Raw genomic sequence first — 19142 nt, 5'->3', positions numbered from 1 at the left:
GTTCCTGTCGTCACCGGGCTAGGCTCGGAGGATGACTGACGCACAGCGCGCTTCAGAAGAGCGCACCCCCACCCCGATCGACGCGATCGCCGACGCCTGGGTCGACACCGCCGCCGAGCTCTCGCCCGGCCTCGCGACCTACATCGGCCGGTTCGAGTACAACGACCGGCTGGACGACCTGTCTCCCGCCGGAGCGGAGCGCGGCTACGAGGCCGCGCGGGCGACGCTGGCCGCTCTGCAGTCCGCCGAGCCGGTGGACCAGGTCGACGTCGTCACCAAGGCCGACCTGGCCGGCGACCTGCAGCTCATGATCGACCTCCACGAGGCGAAGGCGCATCTGCGCGACGTGAACGTGATCGCCTCGCCGGCGCAGGAGATCCGGAGCACGTTCGACCTCATGCCCACCGACACCGTCGAGGACTGGTCGGTCGTCTCGGCCCGACTGGGCGCCGTGCCCGCCGCGATCCACGGCTACATCGAGACCCTTCGCGCCGGGATCGCCGAGGGCGTCGTCCCCGCGCGTCGCCAGGTGACCGAGGTCGTCACGCAGATCGCCCGCTACACCGCCGACAACGGCTTCTTCGCGACCTTCGCCGGCGAAGCCGCGCCCGCCGAGGGCAACCTCCCGGCGTCGCTGGCGCGCGACCTCACCGACAACGCCAACGCGGCGCGCGTCTCGTACGACGAGCTCGCGTCGTTCCTCGCGACCGAGCTCGCCCCCGAGGCGTCCGAGAAGGACGCGGTCGGCCGCGAGCTGTACGCCCTCCACTCCCGCCGCTTCCTCGGCGCCGTCATCGACCTCGACGAGACCTACGAATGGGGCCTGGAGGAGCTCGCGCGCATGGTCGCCGAGCAGGAGTCGATCGCACGGGAGATCAAGGCCGGCGCCAGTGTCGAGGAGGCCGTCGCCTTCCTCGAGGGCGACGAGTCGCGCAAGCTCCACGGCACCGACGCGCTGCAGAAGTGGATGCAGGAGACGAGCGACCGCGCCGTGGCGGAGCTCGGCAAGACGCACTTCGACATCCCCGAGCCCATCACCCACCTGCAGTGCATGATCGCCCCCACCAACGAGGGCGGCATCTACTACACCGGGCCCACCGACGACTTCTCGCGCCCGGGACGCATGTGGTGGTCCGTGCCCGAGGGTGTGACCTCGTTCGACACCTGGCGCGAGCTGACCACGGTGTACCACGAGGGCGTTCCGGGGCACCACCTGCAGATCGCCCAGGCGGTCTACAACCGCTCGGAGCTCAACTCGTGGCGCCGCCTGCTCGCCGGTTCCAGCGGCCACGCCGAGGGCTGGGCCCTCTACGCCGAGCGCCTCATGGAGCAGCTGGGCTACCTGGACGACCCCGCCGACCGGCTCGGCATGCTCGACGGTCAGCGCATGCGCGCGGCGCGTGTCGTGCTCGACATCGGCGTGCACCTCGAGAAGCCCCGTCCGGACGGGGCGGGGAACTGGGACGCGGACTTCGCGCTGGAGTTCATGCGCCGCAACGTCAACATGTCGGACGAGTTCATCCAGTTCGAGGTCAATCGCTACCTGGGCTGGCCGGGACAGGCGCCGTCGTACAAGGTCGGGCAGCGCATCTGGGAGCAGATCCGCGACGACGTCGCCGAGCGCGAGGGCGACGCGTTCGACATCAAGCGCTTCCACATGCGGGCGCTGCGCCTGGGCGGTGTGGGCCTGGACACGCTCCGGATGGCGCTCGCCCAGGCGTGAGAACACAGGGCTGACGAGCCGAAGGGCCCTCGGGCTCACCGTGTCAGACCGCAACGGCGCCGGATCCGCGGGAATGCTCGCGGATCCGGCGTCGTTCCATTCACCGGCATACAGATCACGGCAGAAGGACGACAGCGATGAGCACGGTGCATCTCGGACTCGACACATTCGGCGACGTCACACACGGTGAGGACGGCGAGCGCGTGTCCGACGCGCAGGCGATCCGCGACACCGTCGACCAGGCGGTCCTCGCGGATCAGGTGGGACTGCACTTCTTCGGCGTGGGGGAGCACCACCGGCACGAGTTCGCGGTGTCCAGCCCGGAGATCGTCCTCGCCGCCGCTGCGGCCCGCACGAGCGACATCCGTCTGGGCACGGCGGTGACCGTCCTGTCCAGCGACGACCCCGTGCGCGTCTACGAGCGGTTCGCGACCCTTGACGCCGTCTCCCGCGGCCGCGCCGAGGTGATCCTGGGACGGGGCTCCTTCATCGAGTCGTTCCCGCTGTTCGGCTACGACCTGAAGGACTACGAGGTCCTGTTCGAGGAGAAGCTGGAGCTGTTCGCCGAGCTCATGGCAGAGAAGCCGGTCACCTGGCAGGGCACCACCCGCGCCCCGCTGCACGAGGCGGACGTCTTCCCCAAGACCGAGGGCGGCCTCACCGCCTGGGTCGGCGTCGGAGGCTCGCCCGAGTCGGTGGTGCGCACGGCACGGTACGGGTACGGCCTCATGCTCGCGATCATCGGCGGCGCCCCCGGCCGGTTCCGTCCTTACGTCGACCTCTTCCACCGCTCGCTGGACTCCTTCGGGCGAGACCGCCTCCCCATCGGGATCCACTCGCCGGGGCACATCGCCGACACCGACGAACAGGCCTGGGAGGAGCTCTACCCCGCGATGGAGGCCAACCGCAACGCCATCGGCGCGGAGCGGGGCTGGCCGCCCTACAGCCGTCTGCAGTTCCAGCACGACGTGGGTCCGGAGGGCTCGGTGTACGCCGGCTCGCCGGAGCGGGTGGCGCAGAAGATCGCCGACACCGTGCGCACGCTCGGCGCCGACCGGTTCGATCTCAAGTACTCCAACGGCACGCTCTCGCACGCGCGCATGATGCACTCGATCGAGCTCTACGGCACGCAGGTGGCGCCGCGCGTGGCCGAACTGCTCGCGGAGTGACCACGGCCGCTCCGGCATCCGTAGCATTCTCGGTATGACCGATTCCGCCGAACCCGGCACTCTCGTCACCCGCGGCACCCCGGCCGACGTCGCCACCCGGCTGGACGGACTGTCCTTCCGACGCGCGCATCTGCGCGTGCTGACGGGGTCCGGGCTCGGCTGGGCGCTGGACGCGATGGACGTGGGGCTCGTCTCCTTCGTCATCACGGCCCTCGTCGTGCAGTGGGATCTCACCGGCACGGAGGCCTCGTGGATCGCCTCGGCGGGCTTCGCCGGCATGGCGGTCGGCGCCAGCGTCGGAGGGCTGCTGGCCGACCGGCTCGGCCGGCGGTCGGTGTTCGCGATCACCCTCTTGGTCTACGGCGTCGCCACGGGGGCGAGCGCCCTCGTCGGCGGGCTCGCGGTGCTGCTCGTCCTGCGATTCCTCGTGGGTCTCGGCCTCGGAGCGGAACTGCCCGTCGCGAGCACCTACGTCAGCGAGTTCGCGCCGACCCGCATGCGCGGCCGGTTGATCGTCCTGCTCGAGGCGTTCTGGGCGGTGGGCTGGACGGCTGCCGCCCTCATCGGCTATTTCGTCATCCCGCTGGGCGACGACGGCTGGCGGTGGGCCTTCGCCATCGGGGCGATCCCGGCCGTGTACGCCCTGGTCGTGCGGTGGGGCCTGCCGGAGTCGGCACGCTGGCTCGCCCGCCAGGGGCGTCACGTGGAGGCGGATGCCGTCGTGTCGCGGTTCGAGGGGACCGGCGCCGCACCGACGCGCACGACCACCGCGTCGGCACCGGCGGCGGCATCGGGGGCGGCATCGGGGGTCGCGCCGACAGCGGCGACCACCCGCGAGCGCCTCGCCGCGCTGTGGGCAGCGGAGTTCCGCCTGCGGACCGCGTGCCTGTGGGTCGTCTGGTTCTGCCTCAACTTCGCCTACTACGGGGCGTTCATCTGGATCCCGACGATCCTGTTCGCCCAGGGCTACGACCTCGTGAAGTCCTTCGGGTTCACGCTGATCATCACGCTCGCCCAGCTGCCCGGATACGCGGTGGCGGCGTGGCTCATCGAGGTGTGGGGGCGCCGCGTCACGCTCTCGGTGTTCCTCGCGGGGTCGGTCGCAGCCGCCGTCCTCTTCGGCACGGCGACGGGGGAGGCGGCGGTCATCGGTGCGGGCATGGCGCTCTCGTTCTTCACGCTCGGCGCGTGGGGCGCGCTGTATGCCGTGACCCCCGAGGTGTATCCCACGTCGCTGCGGGCCACGGGCGCAGGCTGGGCGGCGGGCGTGGGTCGGATCGCCTCGATCGTGGCCCCCTTGAGCGTGCCTCCGCTGCTCGCGCTCGGCGGGGCGCCGCTGCTGTTCGTGGTGTTCGCCGTCTTCTTCGCCGTCGCCGCGGCTGCGGTCTGGGGTCTGCGCGAAGCGCGCGGAGTGGCGCTCGACGACCGCTGACCGACCGCCCTCGACGGGTCCGTATGCTGGAGAGCATGGCATCCGTGCGCTTCGTCGCGATCGGCGACTCGTTCACCGAAGGCGTCGGCGACGAGCTTCCCGACGGCACCGTGCGCGGCTGGGCAGACCTCGTCGCCCAGGGCTGGGCGGCATCGCGCGGCGAGCCGATCTCCTATGCCAACCTGGCGATCCGCGGGAAGCTCGTGTGGCCGATCGTCCGCGAGCAGCTGGAGCGCGCTCTTGCGCTCGGACCCACCCACCTCTCGTTCAACGGCGGCGGCAACGACATGCTGCGACCGCGCACCTCGATCTCCCACATCGCCGACGCCTTCAGTCACGTGCTGCGACGCTGCGACGAGGAGGGCGTGACGCTCATCCTCCTGTCCGGCGCGAACCCGTCGGGCCAGCTTCCCCTCAGCCGCGTGATCCAGCGACGTGGCGATCTGATGTCGGCGGCCGTCGTGCAGCGGCTGAGGGAGCGCGACGATGTCGTCCGCGCCCTCAACTGGCCGGATGCCGAGCTGTCGGACCCCTCGTACTGGTCGGAGGATCGACTGCACATGAACAGCCGTGGCCACCACCGCGTGGCCGCCCGCGTGCTGGACGCCCTCGGCGAGCAGGTGCCCGAGGGATGGTGGTCGCAGCCGCTGCTCCCGGAGGCCGTGCGCCTCGCGCGGGGGGAGTACATGCGCGATCACCTGGGGCCGTGGGTGCGGCGCCGCCTGACCGGGACGTCGTCGGGCGACGGCCGCGACCCCAAATTCGCCGCCTGGTCGGAGGTCGTCCCCGCATAGCGCCTCTCCGGGCGCACGTGCAAGCCCCTGCCGCGACGGGCGGGCGCGCCGCCATGATGGGCTCACACCGACCCGAATGGAGTGTCACATGAGTATCGGAGCAGGCATCGCCCTCTTCGTCATCGGCGCGATTCTCGTCTTCGCCGTGAACGTGGACGTCGAATTCGTCAACCTCGACATGATCGGCTACATACTGATGGGAGCGGGTTTCCTCGTCTTCCTCATCGGAATCGTCCTCATGGTCCGCCGCCGTTCCACCGAGTCCGTGACCCGCACCGTCGACCCCGTCGCCGGCGAGCGCGTCACCCGCACCGAGTCGAGCACGTCGGGAGACCCCGTCGTCTGAATCGATCGTCAGCGGCGGCGCGGCGGGTCCATACCGATATGGATCCGGGTGCGCCGCCGCTCGACGACGATGAACGCCGATCCGATCACCCAGAGCGGCACCTGGGTCAGGAAGGCCAGCCGGAACGCGTCGAGCGTGTAGGTCGCCGGCGTTCCCGCGCCCTGCAGGTCGAGGGCGAGCCCGATCATCAGGATCGCCAGCAGCGCCGCCAGGAACCCCCCGGCGTTGGTGACCCCCGTCGCCGTGCTCAGCCGGTGCGCCGGGTTGTGCGTGCGCGCATGGTCGAACGCGATCATCGACGCGGGACCGCCCATGGCCAGCGCCACGGCGAGCGCGTAGAGCAGCCACAGCGGTGCCGGGCCCGGCCACGCGATCACCGCGACCCAGGCCACGAGCTGCACGCCGATCGAGGGCAGCACGAGCACTCGCGAGCGCAGATGCGGGATGCGCCGTGACAGGTCGCCCATCACAGGCCCCACGACCATCCCGACGACCACATAGGTCGACACGATCGCCGATGCGGCCGGCTTGCTGAGGCCCTCGCCCGCCGTGAGGAACGGCATGCCCCACAGCAGGATGAACGCCGTTCCCGCGAAGGGCGACGTGAAGTGGGACCAGAACGCGAGGCGGGTCCCGGGGTGCGCCCACGCCGCCCGGATCCCCACACCGGTGTCGACCGACGAGGTCACGACGCGGATCGCGCCCGTGTCGGTGTCGACGGACACGTCGGCGCCCAGGTCGGGCGGTCGGTTGCGGATGAGGAGGGCCACCAGCACGGCGAACAGCACGCCCAGCCCCGCGATGCTCCCGAAGGCGATCGTCCACGACGTGGCGTGGAGGAGGGCGGCGAGCGGGATCAGAGCGACGAGCTGGCCGCCCTGACCGACGATGCCGGTCAGCTGCACCATGACCGGCGCGCGCTGCGCGGGGAACCACAGCGCGATGAGCCGCAGAACGCCCGGGAAGACGGCCGCATCGCCGGCGCCCAGCAGCACGCGCGCGAGGATGGCGACGCCGACGCTCGGCGAAAGCGCCATGGTGAGCTGCCCGACGGCCATCAGCACCATGCCGATCGTCATCACCGGCCGGGCGCCGTACTTGTCCAGGAGCACTCCGACGGGGATCTGCATGCCGCCGTACATCGCCAGCTGGACCACGGCGAACAGGGAGAGCGTGGCGGCGTCGGCCTGGAACCGCTCGGCCGCGTCGACGCCGACCGCCGCCAGCGACGTGCGGTTGGTGATGGCGAGGACGTACGCGGCGACGCCGACCGTCCAGATGATCCAGGCCCGCGCCCCCGCCCGGGCCCCCGAGCCGGCTGCGGAGGGGGAGGCGGCGGTCACGTGATCCACGTTAGCGAGCGCTAGAGTTCCCCGGTGACCGACATCGAGATGGCCCCGCTCCCGGCGGGTCGCGTCGAGCTCCACGACGCCCGTCGTCGGCTGCGGCGTACGGTGGAGCTCGAGCCGTTCGAGATCGGGGTGTTCGCCGTCACGCAGGAGCAGCTCGCGGAGCTCCTGGGGGAGACGGCGGTCCACCCGCGCCGCCCCGCGACCGATGTCTCGTGGCTGCGCGCCGTGAGGCTGTGCAACGCGGCGTCCGAATGGGAGGGCCTGGACCCCGCCTACACGTTCGACGGCGAGGAGGTCGCCTGGCATGTCGACGCCGACGGCTTCCGGCTGCCGACCGAGGCGGAGTGGGAGTTCGCGTGCCGCGCCGGATCCACCGGGCCGCACTACGGGCCGCTCGCCGAGATCGCCTGGACGAGCGCCGACGGGGTGAGCTCCCCGCAGGAGGTGGGCGGGAAGCTTCCCAACCTCCACGGCCTGTTCGACACGCTCGGGAACGTGTGGGAGTGGTGCTGGGATCTCCTCGATCCCGCGCGCTACGGCGAGTACCGCGTGTTCCGGGGCGGCGGGTTCGCCGATGACGCATGGAGTGTGCGCGCGGGGACCAGGCGCGGCGGAGCGCCGCGCATGCAGCACGACGATGTGGGTGTCCGGCTCGCCCGCGGGCCTGTCGGCCGCCCCGGCGCGGCGCAGGGGTGGTCTGCGGAAGCCGACCGCGAGCGCGGCGATCCCGCGGGTCCCCTTCCGTCGGGGTGGACGCCGCTGCGGTGAGGTCGGGGACGTCGTCATCGGCGATGTCGATTTCGCCGTTCGCCGTTCGACGTCATAGTGGGAGGGTGCAGACAGCGCCCCCGACGAAGGAGACGAACAGATGAAGCACATGCTGATCATGCGGACCACCGCCGAGGCCCTCGAGGCGTCGAAGGAGATGGACTTCGAGGCGGTGATCAACGCGATGGGCGCCTACAACGAGTCGCTCATCAAGGCCGGTGTGCTGGCGGGGGGCGACGGTCTCGCGCCGGAGGCCGGCTATCTCGTGACGTTCTCCGCCGACGAGCCGCCGCTGGTCACCGACGGCCCCTACGGCGAGGTGCACGAGCTGTTCAACGGCTTCTGGATCCTCGAGACGGCGACCGCGGAGGAGGCCGTCGAGTGGGCCAAGCGCTGCCCGCTCGGCCCGGGGAACACCCTCGAGGTGCGCCGCATCACGGATGAGTCCGACTTCGCGGACTTCGCCGACAACGAGTACGTCCAGAAGGAGGCCGGCTGGCGCGAACAGCTCGGCACGGTCTGATGTCGCTCGACGCCCACCGCGCGATCGAGGCCGTCTGGCGGATCGAGGGCCCCCGCATCGTCGCGTCACTCGCGAAGATGACGGGGGATCTCGGCCAGGCGGAGGACGTCGCGCAGGAGGCGCTGGCAGAGGCCCTCGTGTCGTGGCCGGCGCACGGGATCCCCGCGAACACCGGGGCCTGGCTCACGGCGACCGCGAAGCGACGGGCGATCGACGCGTGGCGGCGTCGCGAACGACTCGACGAACGCCACCGCCTCCTCGCGCACGACCTGAGCGAAGCGGGGGAGGACGCGTGGGAGCCGATCGACGACGACCTCCTCCGGCTCGTCTTCACCGCGTGCCATCCGTCCCTGTCGCGGGAATCGCAGGTGGCCCTCACCCTGCGGATCGTCGGCGGGCTGACGACGACCGAGGTGGCGCGGATGCTCCTCGTGCCCGTCGCCACCGTGCAGGCGCGCATCACGCGGGCGAAGAAGACCCTCGCCGCGGCACGGGTCCCGTTCGAGACGCCCGATCCGTCCGAGTGGCGCGATCGGCTGTCGGGGGTCCTGGGCGTCGTCTACCTCATCTTCACGGAGGGCTACGCGGCGACCACCGGCGCGAGGTGGATGCGGCCCGACCTCGCCGACGAGGCCCTGCGGCTGGGCCGCGTGCTCAGCGGACTGCTTCCCCGCGAGCCCGAGCCGCACGCCCTCGTGGCGCTGATGGAGTTCCAGCGCTCGCGCTTCGCGTCTCGCGAGGACGCGGCGGGCGAACCGGTGCTGCTCGCCGACCAGGACCGGTCACGGTGGGACCGGGCTCAGATCGCCCGGGGGCGCGCGGCACTCCGTCGCGCCGACGCGGCGGCATCCGGGCGCGCGCGAGGGTCGTATGCGCTGCAGGCGGCCATCGCCGAGTGCCACAGCGTCGCCGCGCACATCGACGACACCGACTGGGACGGGATCGTCGTGCTCTACGAGGCGCTCGGGCGGATCGCCCCGAGCCCGGTCGTCGAGCTCAATCGCGCGGTCGCGGTGTCGATGGCGACCGGTCCGGCGACCGCCCTGCGGATCGTCGATGAGATCGCGTCGGGCGGAAGGCTGAACGGGTCGCCGCTTCTTCCGGGCGTGCGGGGCGAGCTGCTGGCGCGACTGGGACGGCGAGAGGAGGCGCGTGCCGAGTTCGTCCGTGCGGCCGAGGCGACCTCCAACGAGGCGCAGCGGCGGGTGCTGGAATCGAAGGCCGCCGCACTCGGCTGACCGCTCACACCGTGCGGACGTACTCCGATCCGGATGCCGTCCGGTCCACGAGGCCGTGGTCGACGAGATGCCGGCGCAGGGCCGCGACATCCTCACCGGGGGCGTACGGGGCCAGCAGCTCGTTGACGCGCCTCTCGGCGAGCACGACACCGGCCGGGAGCGCCCGCGCGGCCACCCACTGCAGGAGCTCCCCTCGGTCGGCCGCGCGCAGGGGGTAACGGTCGATCCTTCCCGACGCGTCGAGGAACCGTGCGATGTCATCGGCGGCGGCGCGCGGCCGCGGCGCCGACCGCACCCAGAGCCGGCGCCCGGCTCGGTCGTCCGCGTCGTCTGCGGCGGCGCCCTGCGGGACATCGGTCTCGCGGAAGCCGAGGGCTCGAGCGAGCGCGGCGCCGGCGAGGTCGTCCGGAGCGAGGACGGCGACGTAGCGGACCTCCGCACCCCACGGCGCCATCCCGAGCACCCGGCCGACCGCGACGCGGGCCACCCCGCGCCGCCGCGCGTCCGGAGCGACCTCGACGTGGATGCTCACGTCGCCGTCTGCCCGGGCCGCCCGCAGGCGGCCGACGTCGCGCCCGTCCGTCTCGAGGCGCCAGGCCCGCGCGTCGGCGGAGTCCTCGCCGTCGGGGACGAGTTCGATCCGGATGCGCGAGCGACCCATCCGCCCATTGTTCCGCCTCTCGCTGCTTGCATGCATCACTATGTGCTGATATAAGTGAGTGATGAACGCTTTCGACCTGCTGGGCGACCCGGTCCGCCGGCGGATCGTCGAGCTCCTCGCCGAGGGGGAGTGCGCGTCGGGGGAGATCACCGAGGTGATCCGCGGTGAATTCGGCATCTCCCAGCCGGCGGTCTCCAATCAGCTGCGGGTACTGCGGGAGGGCGGCTTCGCCACGGTGCGCCCGGACGGCGCCCGGCGCCTGTACGCACTGCGCGCCGAGGCCCTCGACGACGCCGCCGCGTGGGTGGAGCGCCAGCGTGCGCGCTGGACGCAGCGACTCGACGCCCTCGAGACCGAACTGCACCGCGGGCGCCACGAGGCCGCCCCCGGCGACCACGGTGGCGACCCCGGTGCCCCTCTCGCCCGTCCGGAACACGCACCTGGAGGCCCGCGATGACCCTGGAGCCGTTCTCCCGCAGCCTGACGGGGAGCCGGGAGCGCCCCGTCGTCACCCTGGCCCGCCGCTACGCCGCGCCGCCTCGCGACGTGTGGGACGCCCTCACCGATCCCGTCCGGCTGACCCGCTGGCTGGGAGCGGTCGAGCGGGACGCCCTCGACCCCGATCGTGTCACCGTCCGTGTCGCGGACGCCCCCGACAGTCCTGCCGAGGCGCGGGTGAGGAGCTGCGTCCCGCCCGAGACTCTCCTCCTCGACTGGGAGTGGGACACCGAGGAGCCGAGTGTCGTCGCGGTGACACTCCGCGCCGACGGCGGGGGGACGTTCCTCACCCTCGAGCACCGACTGGGCGAACCCGACCACGCCGCGGACTACGGGGGAGGCTGGGAACAGCATCTCGGGGCCCTGGTCGCGCTGTTCGGCGGCGAGCAGCCAGCGCCCGCGACGAGCGCCTGGGCCGGCATGACCGCGCGGCCGCTGGAGATCGAGATCGACCTTCCGCGCACCCCCGAAGAGGTGTGGCCTGCTTTCGCGTCCGCCTCGGGACTCCGCCGCTGGTGGTGGAACCACTGGGACGACGTCGAGATCGCTGCCGACGTGCGGCCCGGGGGCTCCTACCGCTTCGCCGCGCCCGGCGCCGGCATCGTCGTCGAAGGCCGGTACCTCGCCGTGGAGGCCCCCTCGCACCTCGCCTTCACCTGGCGCTGGTCCGACGCCGACGGCCAGAGCGTCGACGAGGCGTGCGACCTGGAGCTGCTCCGCGTCGGAGGCGGCTGCCGGGTCAGGCTGCGCCACACCGGACCGTGGAGCGACGACGCCCCCGCGGAGAGCTACCGGCAGGGATGGGAGTTCGTCTTCGGCGCGCTGCGCCGTGCGGTCGACGACGGGGGAGCAGCGTGAAGTTCGAGCACGCCCCCGACGCGTCCTACGAGGATGTCGGCGGCGGCGTGGTGCTCCACTCGGCCCCGGGCCATCCGGGGTTCCCGTCGCGCCTCGCGCTGGAGCTGTTCGCCCGGGCGCAGGCCATGACGGGCAAGGACCGCGTGGGACTGTGGGATCCGCTGTGCGGCGCGGGGGGCATGGTCGCCACGGTGGCGCTGCTGCGCCCCTCGTCTCTGACCCGCGTGCTGGCGACCGATGTCGACCACGATGCCCTGCAGCTCGCCGAGAGGAACCTCGCACTCGCCTCGGCGACGGGGCTCGTCGCGCGCCGCCGGGAACTCGCCGAGCGGGAAGCCGATCCTCGCCGCCTGGCGTCCGCGGACCGGCTCCTGGCGATTCCCGGTCGCTCGAACGGCCTCCGCGTCGAGGTCGCCCCCGCGGACGTCACGGACGCCGCGTCGCTGGCCGCCCTCGACCTCGACGGCATCGACGTCGTCCTCACCGATCTGCCGTACGGACAGCAGACCGGCTGGGCGTCGGCGTCGGAGGCCCCGGCGCGCCGCGCGCTCGAGACGCTCGGCGGCGTCCTTCCGCGCGGCGCGGTAGTGGTGTTCAGCACCACCGCCCGCGACGACCTGCGCCCGCTCCCCGCCGCGACGCGGTCGTTCCGCCACGGACACCGGCACATCCGCATGTTCCGGCTCGGATGAGCCGCTCAGCCGGCGGCGCGGGCCAGGCGCTGGCGAGCCGCTTCGTACAGGACGATGCTCGCGGCGTTCGCGGCGTTGAGCGAGCTCGCCGACCCCGTGATCGGGATGCGCACCGTGCGGTCGGCCGCCTCGCGCCACGCCGCGCTCAGGCCGGCGGTCTCGTTCCCGATCAGCAGGAGCGTGGGCGCCGTCAGGTCGATGTCGAACACATCGGCGTCGCCATCCTCGTCGGTGGCGACCAGCTGCAGCGGGATGCCGGCTGCTCGCGGCGCCTCGACCCACGCGAGCACCTCGCGGGGTGAGGGTACCCGCACCGTCGGGATCCCGAAGAGCGAGCCCGTGCTCGCCCGGACCGCCGCCGGGTCGTACGGGTCGGCGGCGTGGCCTGTCACCACCACGCCCGCCGCGCCGAACGCATCGGCGGACCGGATGATCGAGCCGAGGTTCCCGGGGCTGCTGGGGCGGTCGAACAGCACACCCAGGAAGTCGTCGGCCACCGGCACCCGTGCGAGATCGTCATCGGGGATCGCCACGATCGCGACGAGTTCGGGGACGTCGTCGTCCTTCTCGCCGAGCTCGCCGAGGAGCTCGGGGGAGAGGGCGAAGCGCTCGCCCGGTGCCGTCGCGAGCACGTCGGCAGCCCACGCCGAGGCGCGCCGATCCGGGTCGTACAGCAGCGCCTCGATGGTCCACCCGCGCGACACGGCCAGGCTCAGCGGGCGCACTCCCTGAACGACGAAGGCGCCCAGCTTGTGCCTCTTGGAGCGGTTGCCGAGCAGCGCCTGCCACACCTGGAACCGGGAGTTGCGCGTGGTGATCCGCTGAGGCGACATCCCGCCACTCTAATCCCGCGACGCCAGCGGAGACGCCGGGGGAGATCTCCCGGCGACCCCTGGTGGGGAATACCCCCGGGGGGTATTATGGTTCTGCTCGGGGAAGCAGACGCTCCCGAAGGGAATCATGATGTCGACGACACACGACCACCACGCCGAGCCGGATCACGCGGGACACTCAGACCACGGCGACCACGGCGACCACGCCGCACACGCAGACCACGCGGGACACGGCGACCACGCCGGACACGGCGACCACGCCGGACACGGCGACCACGTCGGCAGGTTCCGCCGGCTGTTCTGGATCAACCTCATCCTCGCCGTGCCCGTCGTTCTGCTGTCGCCGATGTTCGCGATGATCTTCGGGTACGAGGTGCCCGGGTGGGCCCGCTGGGTCGCGCCAGTGCTCGGGACGGTCATGTACGTGTGGGGCGGGTCGCCGTTCCTCACCGGCGCGGTCAGCGAGGCGCGGTCGCGCCGGCCCGGCATGATGCTGCTCATCGGGCTGGCGATCACCGTGGCCTTCGTCGCGTCGTGGGGGGCATCGCTGGGCGTCCTCCATCACGAGCTCGAGTTCTGGTGGGAGCTGGCGCTGCTGATCGTGATCATGCTCCTCGGGCACTGGATCGAGATGCGATCGCTGGCCCAGACCCGCTCCGCCCTCGATACGCTTGCGGCGCTACTGCCCGACGAGGCCGAGCGGGTCGAGGGCGACGCACTCGTCCCCGTGGCCCCCGGCGATCTGCGCGTGGGCGATGTGGTCGTCGTCCGTCCCGGAGGGAGCATCCCCGCGGACGGTCGCATCGTCGACGGACGCGCGCACCTGGACGAGTCGATGATCACCGGCGAGTCGCGGCCGGTCGCCCGAGGCGCCGGCGACCGGGTGACCGCGGGCACCGTGGCGACCGACTCGGGACTGCGGGTCGAGGTCACCGCCACGGGGGACCAGACGACGCTCGCCGGCATCCAGCGACTGGTCGCCGATGCGCAGAACTCCTCCAGCCGCGCGCAGCGCATCGCCGATCGCGCCGCCGCGCTCCTGTTCTGGTTCGCGCTGATCGCGGCCGCGCTCACCGCCATCGCCTGGAGCGTGCTCGGATTGCCCGATGAGGCGGTCGTCCGCACGATCACCGTGCTGGTCATCGCGTGCCCGCACGCGCTCGGCCTCGCCATCCCCCTCGTCGTGTCGATCGCGACCGAGCGCGCGGCCCGGGGCGGCGTGCTGGTGAAGGACAGGCTGGCGCTCGAGAGCATGCGCACCGTCGACACCGTGCTCTTCGACAAGACCGGCACGCTGACCACGGGGGAGCCAACCGTGGTCGCGGTGCGAACGTCCGGCGAGCTCGATGCGGACACCGTGCTCGCGCTGGCGGCCGCCGCCGAGAGGGACAGCGAGCATCCCCTCGCGAAGGCGATCGTGCGCGCGGCTCAGCGGAAGGGACTCGACGTGCCCCCCGCGAGCGGCTTCTCCTCGTCGCCGTCGATCGGCGTCACCGCCTCCGTGAACGGCGCGGAGATCCGCGTGGGCGGCCCCCGGCTGCTCGACGAGGTCGGCGGCCGAGAGGTCGACCAGGCCGACGCGTGGCGCGCGGACGGCGCCATCATCCTCCACGTCACCCGCGAGGGGAAGGTCGTCGGCGGCCTCAAGCTCGCCGACGAAGTGCGCCCGGAGTCCCGGGACGCCGTGGCGGCCCTCCACCGGCTCGGTGTGCAGGTGGTGATGATCACCGGCGACGCGCACTCGGTGGCCCACGCCGTCGGTCAGGAGCTCGGCATCGACCGCGTCTTCGCGGAGGTCCGGCCGGAGGAGAAGTCCGGCGCGATCGCCGAGCTCCAGCGGGAGGGTCGCAAGGTGGCGATGGTCGGCGACGGGGTGAACGATGCGCCGGCGCTCGCGCAGGCGGACGTCGGGATCGCGATCGGCGCGGGCACCGACGTCGCGATCGCCTCCGCCGGTGTCATCCTCGCCAGTTCCGACCCTCGGTCGGTGCTCTCGGTCATCCAGCTCTCGCGCGCCGCCTACCGCAAGATGACGCAGAACCTGTGGTGGGCCGCGGGCTACAACCTCATCTCCGTCCCGCTCGCCGCGGGCGTCCTCGCGCCGTTCGGCTTCGTCCTCCCCATGTCCGTGGGGGCGATCCTGATGTCGCTGTCCACCGTCGTGGTCGCGCTGAACGCTCAGCTGCTCCGGCGCATCGATCTCAGCCCCGAAGCCGGCACGCGCGCCGTGCTCGACTCCTGAGCGCCATCACATGATCACGGCACCCACCGCCTCACCCGCCCCGACCACCGGGGCGGGTGTGTGGCGCTGGGTGCTCATGCTGCTCATCGTCACAGGCTTCGCGGCGATGCACGCCACGCCGGTGGCGGCAGCCGATCACGCGCACCACGACGCGCCGGTCGTGACGATCCACGACTGCCCGGGGTGCGCCGACGAAGCGCCCGTCCCGCACGCCGGGATGGGCGCCGGCTGCGGGATGACCGTGCTTCCCGCCCTCGGATCGCCTCTCCCGCCCGTGGCGTGCGCCTGGGCCCTGCCGACAGCCGACGTGCTGCTTCTCCGGGCGATCCCCCCACGTGCGGTCGCGAGCCCCGCGGCGCCCGACCTCGTCGAGCTCTCCATCAGTCGGACGTGAGTCTCCGCGGGCGCTCTGCCGCCCCGGCCCACTCACACCCATCGACCGATCGACTTTTGGAGACACCTCATGCGCACGACGCGCGCGCTTCTGACCACCTCATCCGCCCTCACCGCACTTCTGCTCCTCGCCGGGTGCGCGGGCGCCGACACCCCTGCGGCCGACGCCGCACACAACGACGCGGACGTGATGTTCGCCACCATGATGATCCCGCACCACGAACAGGCCATCGAGATGAGCGACCTCGTCCTCGCCGCGGGCGAGGTCGACCCCGAGGTAGCGATGCTCGCCCAGCAGATCAAGGACGCGCAGGGCCCCGAGATCGAGACGCTCCGCGGCTGGCTGGAGGACTGGGGAGCCGATCCCTCGTCCGACCTCATGCACGACATGGACCACGGCGACGGCATGATGTCGGAGTCGGACATGGACGAGCTGGAGGCGGCCGGCCAGGACGAGATCTCCCGGCTGTATCTCGAGCAGATGATCGTCCACCACGAAGGCGCGATCGACATGGCGCAGACCGAGCTGGAGGAGGGGCGGTTCCCCGCCGCCCTCGAGATGGCCGAGGCGATCGTCGACGCACAGACCGAGGAGATCGCGACCATGCGCGAGCTCCTCGATCCGCTGGCGAGCTACGGACTCGGGGGACTGACAGTCGAGGAGGCGATCGATCGGCTGGAGAAGACCCCGCTCGACGGACGATCCGCGGATCTGATCGCCTCCGTCCGCCCGGGTGAGGTCCTCTTCACCAGCGCCGACGGGCAGGAGCGGTCCGTTCCGCTGGGGGAGGACTTCTACCTCTCGTTCGCGCCGTACGTCGACCAGACCCATGAGTGCTACTTCCACAGTCTCACGACGTGCGTGGGGGAGCTGCGGAACACGGAGATGGCCGTCACCCTCACGGATGCGGGCGGCGCCGTGATCGTGGACGAGGTGCTCACGAGCAACGACAACGGGTTCATCGGCCTGTGGCTGCCGCGGGGCACCGAGGGGACGCTGACCGTCGAGTACGACGGCATGTCCGTGGTGGCGGACGTGTCCACAGGAGCGGACGACCCGACCTGCCTCACCGACCTCCGGCTGTCGTAGACGGTGCGCGGGGCGGACGGACGCGTTCGCCCCGCGACCACCCCTCTTGACGCGCCGCGGGGGGAGGACCATCATGAGCGCCGGGTCGCCCCGCGTCGCCGACACGTCGTCGTGGCACGGCTCGTGTTCGACGCCGGACGGCAGCTGAGGGGAGCCGCTTCCGCCCGGAGCCCATAGCCCGGCGACGCCGCCGGGCCGGATTCGGAGGTGTCATGAGAAGTACTCGCATGCTCGTGGCCGGCATTGCCGCGCTCGGGCTCGTCCTCGCCACGCCAGCCATGGCGTCAGCCGGCCAGAAGCATCGGCCGGCTCCGGACCCGGAGGTCCGGTCCACGGAGGTCGTCGCCCCGTTCAACATCGACCTCGCCGGGAAGCGGGTCTACGTGGCGGACGGGTTCGCGAACGTCGTCGGCACACTGTCGAGGGACGGTGCGCTGAAGCCGGTCGCGAGCAGCGCACCCGGCGCCGCCGGCGTCGAGCTCTCACGCGACGGGAAGACCCTCGCGTTCACGACCACCGAAGGCGGGCAGGGCGCGATCACCGAGAGCGGGCTCAACCTGTGGGGGCCGCGCGGCTCCAAGGTGTACGCCGACACGCTCGCGTACGAGACGGCTCAGAACCCCGACGGCGACACCGCCTACGGAGTGGCCGATCCGAGTCCGTGCGTCGCCGACGCGCTCACGGCGGCGGGGTTCCCCGTCAGCTACACGGGCGTCGTCGACTCTCACGCGTACTCTGTCGCGCAGTGGGGCAAGCGGTGGGTCGTCGCCGACGCCGGGGCGAACGCCCTGCTGTCCGTCGACAAGCGCGGCGGTATCCGCACGCTCGCCGTCCTTCCCGCACAGCCGGCGACGATCACGGCAGAGATGGCGGCGGCCGTCGGGCTGCCCGACTGCGTCATCGGCGTCACGTACCGGTTCGAGGCCGTGCCCACGGATGTCGAGGTGGGACCGGGCGGGATGCTGTACATCACGACGCTGCCCGGGGGACCGGAGACCCCGGCATTCGGCGCGCGCGGCGCGCTGTGGAAGCTCAACCCGTGGACCGGCAAGATCACCAGGCTCGCCGACGGCTTCGCGGGAGCGACCAACCTCGCGCTCGGAAAGCGCGGGGAGATCTATGTCGCCGAGTACTTCGCCGGGAAGATCACGAAGGTGACGCACGGCAAGAAGTCGCACTACCTCGATCTGGCCAACGTCGTCGCGGTCGAGTCCGGTCGCGACGGATCGCTGTGGGCGGGGACGACGATCGCGCTCGATCCGTCCGCACCGCAGGTGCCGGGCACGATCGTGGAGATCGTCAAGGGCGCATGGCACAAGTGGTCGTTCCGCCACTGACCGCGTCATTAGAGGCGCTGCACGGCGTGTCTGCGCGCCGTGCAGCGCCCCTCACCTCGGAGTCCGCAGGGGAGCGCGGGCGAGACGCCGGCGGAGGCGTCAGTCGCTGTCGTCCCAGCGGGCACCAGACGGGTGCCCCGTCCTCGGCGCGCGGGCGACTACTCGACGAGCTGGACGAGGTCCTGGCTTCGGATCGTGCCGTCGGCGGTGACGCCTGACGTGTCGACGAGGACCTTTATGCCCTTGCCGCCGGTGGAGACCTGGCCGAGCTTTCCGATGGGCTTGGATACGTTCGCGTCCGCGTCGAGCAGCCAGAACTCGAGCTCACCCGTGTCGTCGACGTACGCGCTGATGTTCCACCCTTCGGTCGCGCGTTCGTCCGCCATGATGCAGTCGTTCCACCCGGCGGGGATGCGGGTGCAGATGGTGAACGTGATGCCATCTCCGATGGCCCCCGCGGTGGTGATGTTCACGCCGATCGGGGTGAGCGGGTCCAAGACCGATGCGTCGACGTCGTCGGGGTTGAGGATGGTCCTATCGGGGTCGGGTTCCGGTTCCGCGGGCTTCTCGATCCCCAGATACGCTCGTGCCTCGCCGGGAGCGACCTCCGGCAGACCCGCCAGCACCGCGTTGGCCTCGGTTCCGAGCGCCTCCCGGAGCGGCACGCGGAGCACTTCGTCGAGGCAGTCGCCCGGGAAGAAGACCTGCCGGGCCTCGGTCACGATCATGACGTAGTCGACAGTGTTCGGGATCCACAGCTCGGGGTCGGCCATCGCCAGCCAGACGGTCGCGTTGTGGGCGAAGGCCCACTCGATCCCGGGCCAGAACGAGGAGTGGAGCCGGACCTTCTCCTCCCCGCCGTCGACGGTGCGCACCTTCACGTCGGTCGTCTTGTCTTCTCCCTCCGCCGGGCGCTGGTCAGTGTCGAGCGCCGCCACGGCAACCCACTCCGTTGTCGCGGCCACCGTCTCCAGCGCGAACGCACCCTCCCCGGCACCCCCGGGGCACACGCTGAACGCCCGCCCTAGCTCCTTCGCGCCCGCGTTGTTCGGCAGAGCACCAGGGCTCGAGCAGCCCGCCATAAGTGCGGTCAGTGCAAGCACGGTGAGAGTCGTGAGGACGCGGCTTCGTGTGAGGTTGGGCATTTACCGCTCCTCCATAGCCAGAAAGTAGGCCCCGGCGTCTGCAAGAGG

At 71.8% G+C, this 19142-nt stretch carries 19 protein-coding genes; 15 read left to right on the top strand and 4 right to left on the bottom strand.

Going from position 1 to position 19142, the window contains the following annotated elements:
- Nucleotides 1-31: 31 nt before the first annotated feature.
- The 5 genes from QQZ13_RS00195 (at nt 32) to QQZ13_RS00175 (ending at nt 5464) form a co-directional block, all read left to right on the top strand.
- Entirely contained in the window at nt 32-1723 is a 1692-nt protein-coding gene (locus tag QQZ13_RS00195) for a DUF885 domain-containing protein (protein WP_284527096.1), read from the top strand.
- 137 nt (nt 1724-1860) lie between these two features.
- Entirely contained in the window at nt 1861-2892 is a 1032-nt protein-coding gene (locus QQZ13_RS00190) for an LLM class flavin-dependent oxidoreductase (RefSeq protein WP_284527094.1), read from the top strand.
- A gap of 34 nt (nt 2893-2926) precedes the next feature.
- Complete coding sequence (locus QQZ13_RS00185) at nt 2927-4324, top strand: MFS transporter (RefSeq protein ID WP_284527092.1); 1398 nt, start codon at nt 2927-2929, stop codon at nt 4322-4324.
- Between the two features lie 35 nt (nt 4325-4359).
- A complete protein-coding gene (locus tag QQZ13_RS00180) occupies nt 4360-5118 on the top strand; it encodes an SGNH/GDSL hydrolase family protein (protein WP_284527090.1) in 759 nt (252 codons plus the stop codon).
- A gap of 88 nt (nt 5119-5206) precedes the next feature.
- A complete protein-coding gene (locus QQZ13_RS00175) occupies nt 5207-5464 on the top strand; it encodes a DUF6458 family protein (RefSeq protein WP_284527088.1) in 258 nt (85 codons plus the stop codon).
- 8 nt (nt 5465-5472) lie between these two features.
- Here the strand turns inward: QQZ13_RS00175 and QQZ13_RS00170 are convergent, their stop codons facing one another.
- Nucleotides 5473-6807: a nitrate/nitrite transporter gene (locus tag QQZ13_RS00170; protein ID WP_284527087.1), complete on the bottom strand. Its 1335-nt coding sequence runs from the start codon at nt 6805-6807 to the stop codon at nt 5473-5475.
- A gap of 33 nt (nt 6808-6840) precedes the next feature.
- Here QQZ13_RS00170 and QQZ13_RS00165 point away from each other — a divergent pair, with 33 nt between their 5' ends.
- The 3 genes from QQZ13_RS00165 (at nt 6841) to QQZ13_RS00155 (ending at nt 9345) form a co-directional block, all read left to right on the top strand.
- The gene (locus QQZ13_RS00165) at nt 6841-7584 is read left to right on the top strand and encodes an SUMF1/EgtB/PvdO family nonheme iron enzyme (RefSeq protein ID WP_284527086.1); all 744 of its coding nucleotides are present in this window, start codon (nt 6841-6843) and stop codon (nt 7582-7584) included.
- 100 nt (nt 7585-7684) lie between these two features.
- Nucleotides 7685-8107, top strand: coding sequence for a YciI family protein (locus QQZ13_RS00160; RefSeq protein WP_284527085.1), 423 nt, complete (start codon nt 7685-7687; stop codon nt 8105-8107).
- On the top strand, nt 8107-9345 hold the full coding sequence (locus tag QQZ13_RS00155) for an RNA polymerase sigma factor (RefSeq protein ID WP_284527084.1): 1239 nt from the start codon (nt 8107-8109) through the stop codon (nt 9343-9345). Before QQZ13_RS00160 ends, QQZ13_RS00155 begins: the two co-directional genes overlap by 1 nt.
- Nucleotides 9346-9349: 4 nt before the next feature.
- Here QQZ13_RS00155 and QQZ13_RS00150 read toward each other — a convergent pair whose 3' ends face one another.
- On the bottom strand, nt 9350-10006 hold the full coding sequence (locus tag QQZ13_RS00150) for a DUF2087 domain-containing protein (protein ID WP_284527083.1): 657 nt from the start codon (nt 10004-10006) through the stop codon (nt 9350-9352).
- Nucleotides 10007-10067: 61 nt separating this feature from the next.
- On the opposite strand from QQZ13_RS00150, the gene QQZ13_RS00145 reads away from it, so the two are divergent.
- Genes QQZ13_RS00145 through QQZ13_RS00135 form a run of 3 tightly spaced genes read left to right on the top strand, consistent with a single transcriptional unit; the run spans nt 10068 to nt 12054 of the window.
- The gene (locus QQZ13_RS00145) at nt 10068-10463 is read left to right on the top strand and encodes a helix-turn-helix transcriptional regulator (RefSeq protein ID WP_284527081.1); all 396 of its coding nucleotides are present in this window, start codon (nt 10068-10070) and stop codon (nt 10461-10463) included.
- Nucleotides 10460-11362: an SRPBCC family protein gene (locus QQZ13_RS00140; RefSeq protein ID WP_284527080.1), complete on the top strand. Its 903-nt coding sequence runs from the start codon at nt 10460-10462 to the stop codon at nt 11360-11362. The genes QQZ13_RS00145 and QQZ13_RS00140 overlap by 4 nt, the downstream gene beginning before the upstream one ends.
- Complete coding sequence (locus QQZ13_RS00135) at nt 11359-12054, top strand: hypothetical protein (protein WP_284527079.1); 696 nt, start codon at nt 11359-11361, stop codon at nt 12052-12054. Before QQZ13_RS00140 ends, QQZ13_RS00135 begins: the two co-directional genes overlap by 4 nt.
- Nucleotides 12055-12059: 5 nt before the next feature.
- Here QQZ13_RS00135 and QQZ13_RS00130 read toward each other — a convergent pair whose 3' ends face one another.
- Entirely contained in the window at nt 12060-12887 is an 828-nt protein-coding gene (locus QQZ13_RS00130) for a TrmH family RNA methyltransferase (RefSeq protein ID WP_284527078.1), read from the bottom strand.
- 130 nt (nt 12888-13017) lie between these two features.
- Between QQZ13_RS00130 and QQZ13_RS00125 the strand changes: the two genes are divergently transcribed.
- The 4 genes from QQZ13_RS00125 to QQZ13_RS00105 all read left to right on the top strand — a co-directional run bounded on the left by QQZ13_RS00125 (nt 13018) and on the right by QQZ13_RS00105 (nt 17949).
- A complete protein-coding gene (locus tag QQZ13_RS00125; protein WP_284527076.1) occupies nt 13018-15129 on the top strand; it encodes a heavy metal translocating P-type ATPase in 2112 nt (703 codons plus the stop codon).
- A gap of 10 nt (nt 15130-15139) precedes the next feature.
- Entirely contained in the window at nt 15140-15523 is a 384-nt protein-coding gene (locus QQZ13_RS00120; RefSeq protein ID WP_284527074.1) for a hypothetical protein, read from the top strand.
- Nucleotides 15524-15592: 69 nt separating this feature from the next.
- Nucleotides 15593-16612 carry a CueP family metal-binding protein gene (locus tag QQZ13_RS16295; RefSeq protein WP_342395254.1) on the top strand — a complete coding sequence of 340 codons (1020 nt, stop codon included), beginning with the start codon at nt 15593-15595 and terminating at the stop codon, nt 16610-16612.
- Between the two features lie 212 nt (nt 16613-16824).
- Nucleotides 16825-17949, top strand: coding sequence for a ScyD/ScyE family protein (locus tag QQZ13_RS00105; protein ID WP_284527073.1), 1125 nt, complete (start codon nt 16825-16827; stop codon nt 17947-17949).
- A 158-nt stretch (nt 17950-18107) separates the two neighbouring features.
- Here QQZ13_RS00105 and QQZ13_RS00100 read toward each other — a convergent pair whose 3' ends face one another.
- On the bottom strand, nt 18108-18914 hold the full coding sequence (locus tag QQZ13_RS00100) for a hypothetical protein (protein WP_284527072.1): 807 nt from the start codon (nt 18912-18914) through the stop codon (nt 18108-18110).
- Nucleotides 18915-19142: the final 228 nt, after the last annotated feature.

Origin of the sequence: Microbacterium sp. T2.11-28 (assembly GCF_950097975.1) — a bacterium.
Classification (GTDB): domain Bacteria; phylum Actinomycetota; class Actinomycetes; order Actinomycetales; family Microbacteriaceae; genus Microbacterium.
This window is presented reverse-complemented; position numbering and strand designations above follow the sequence as displayed.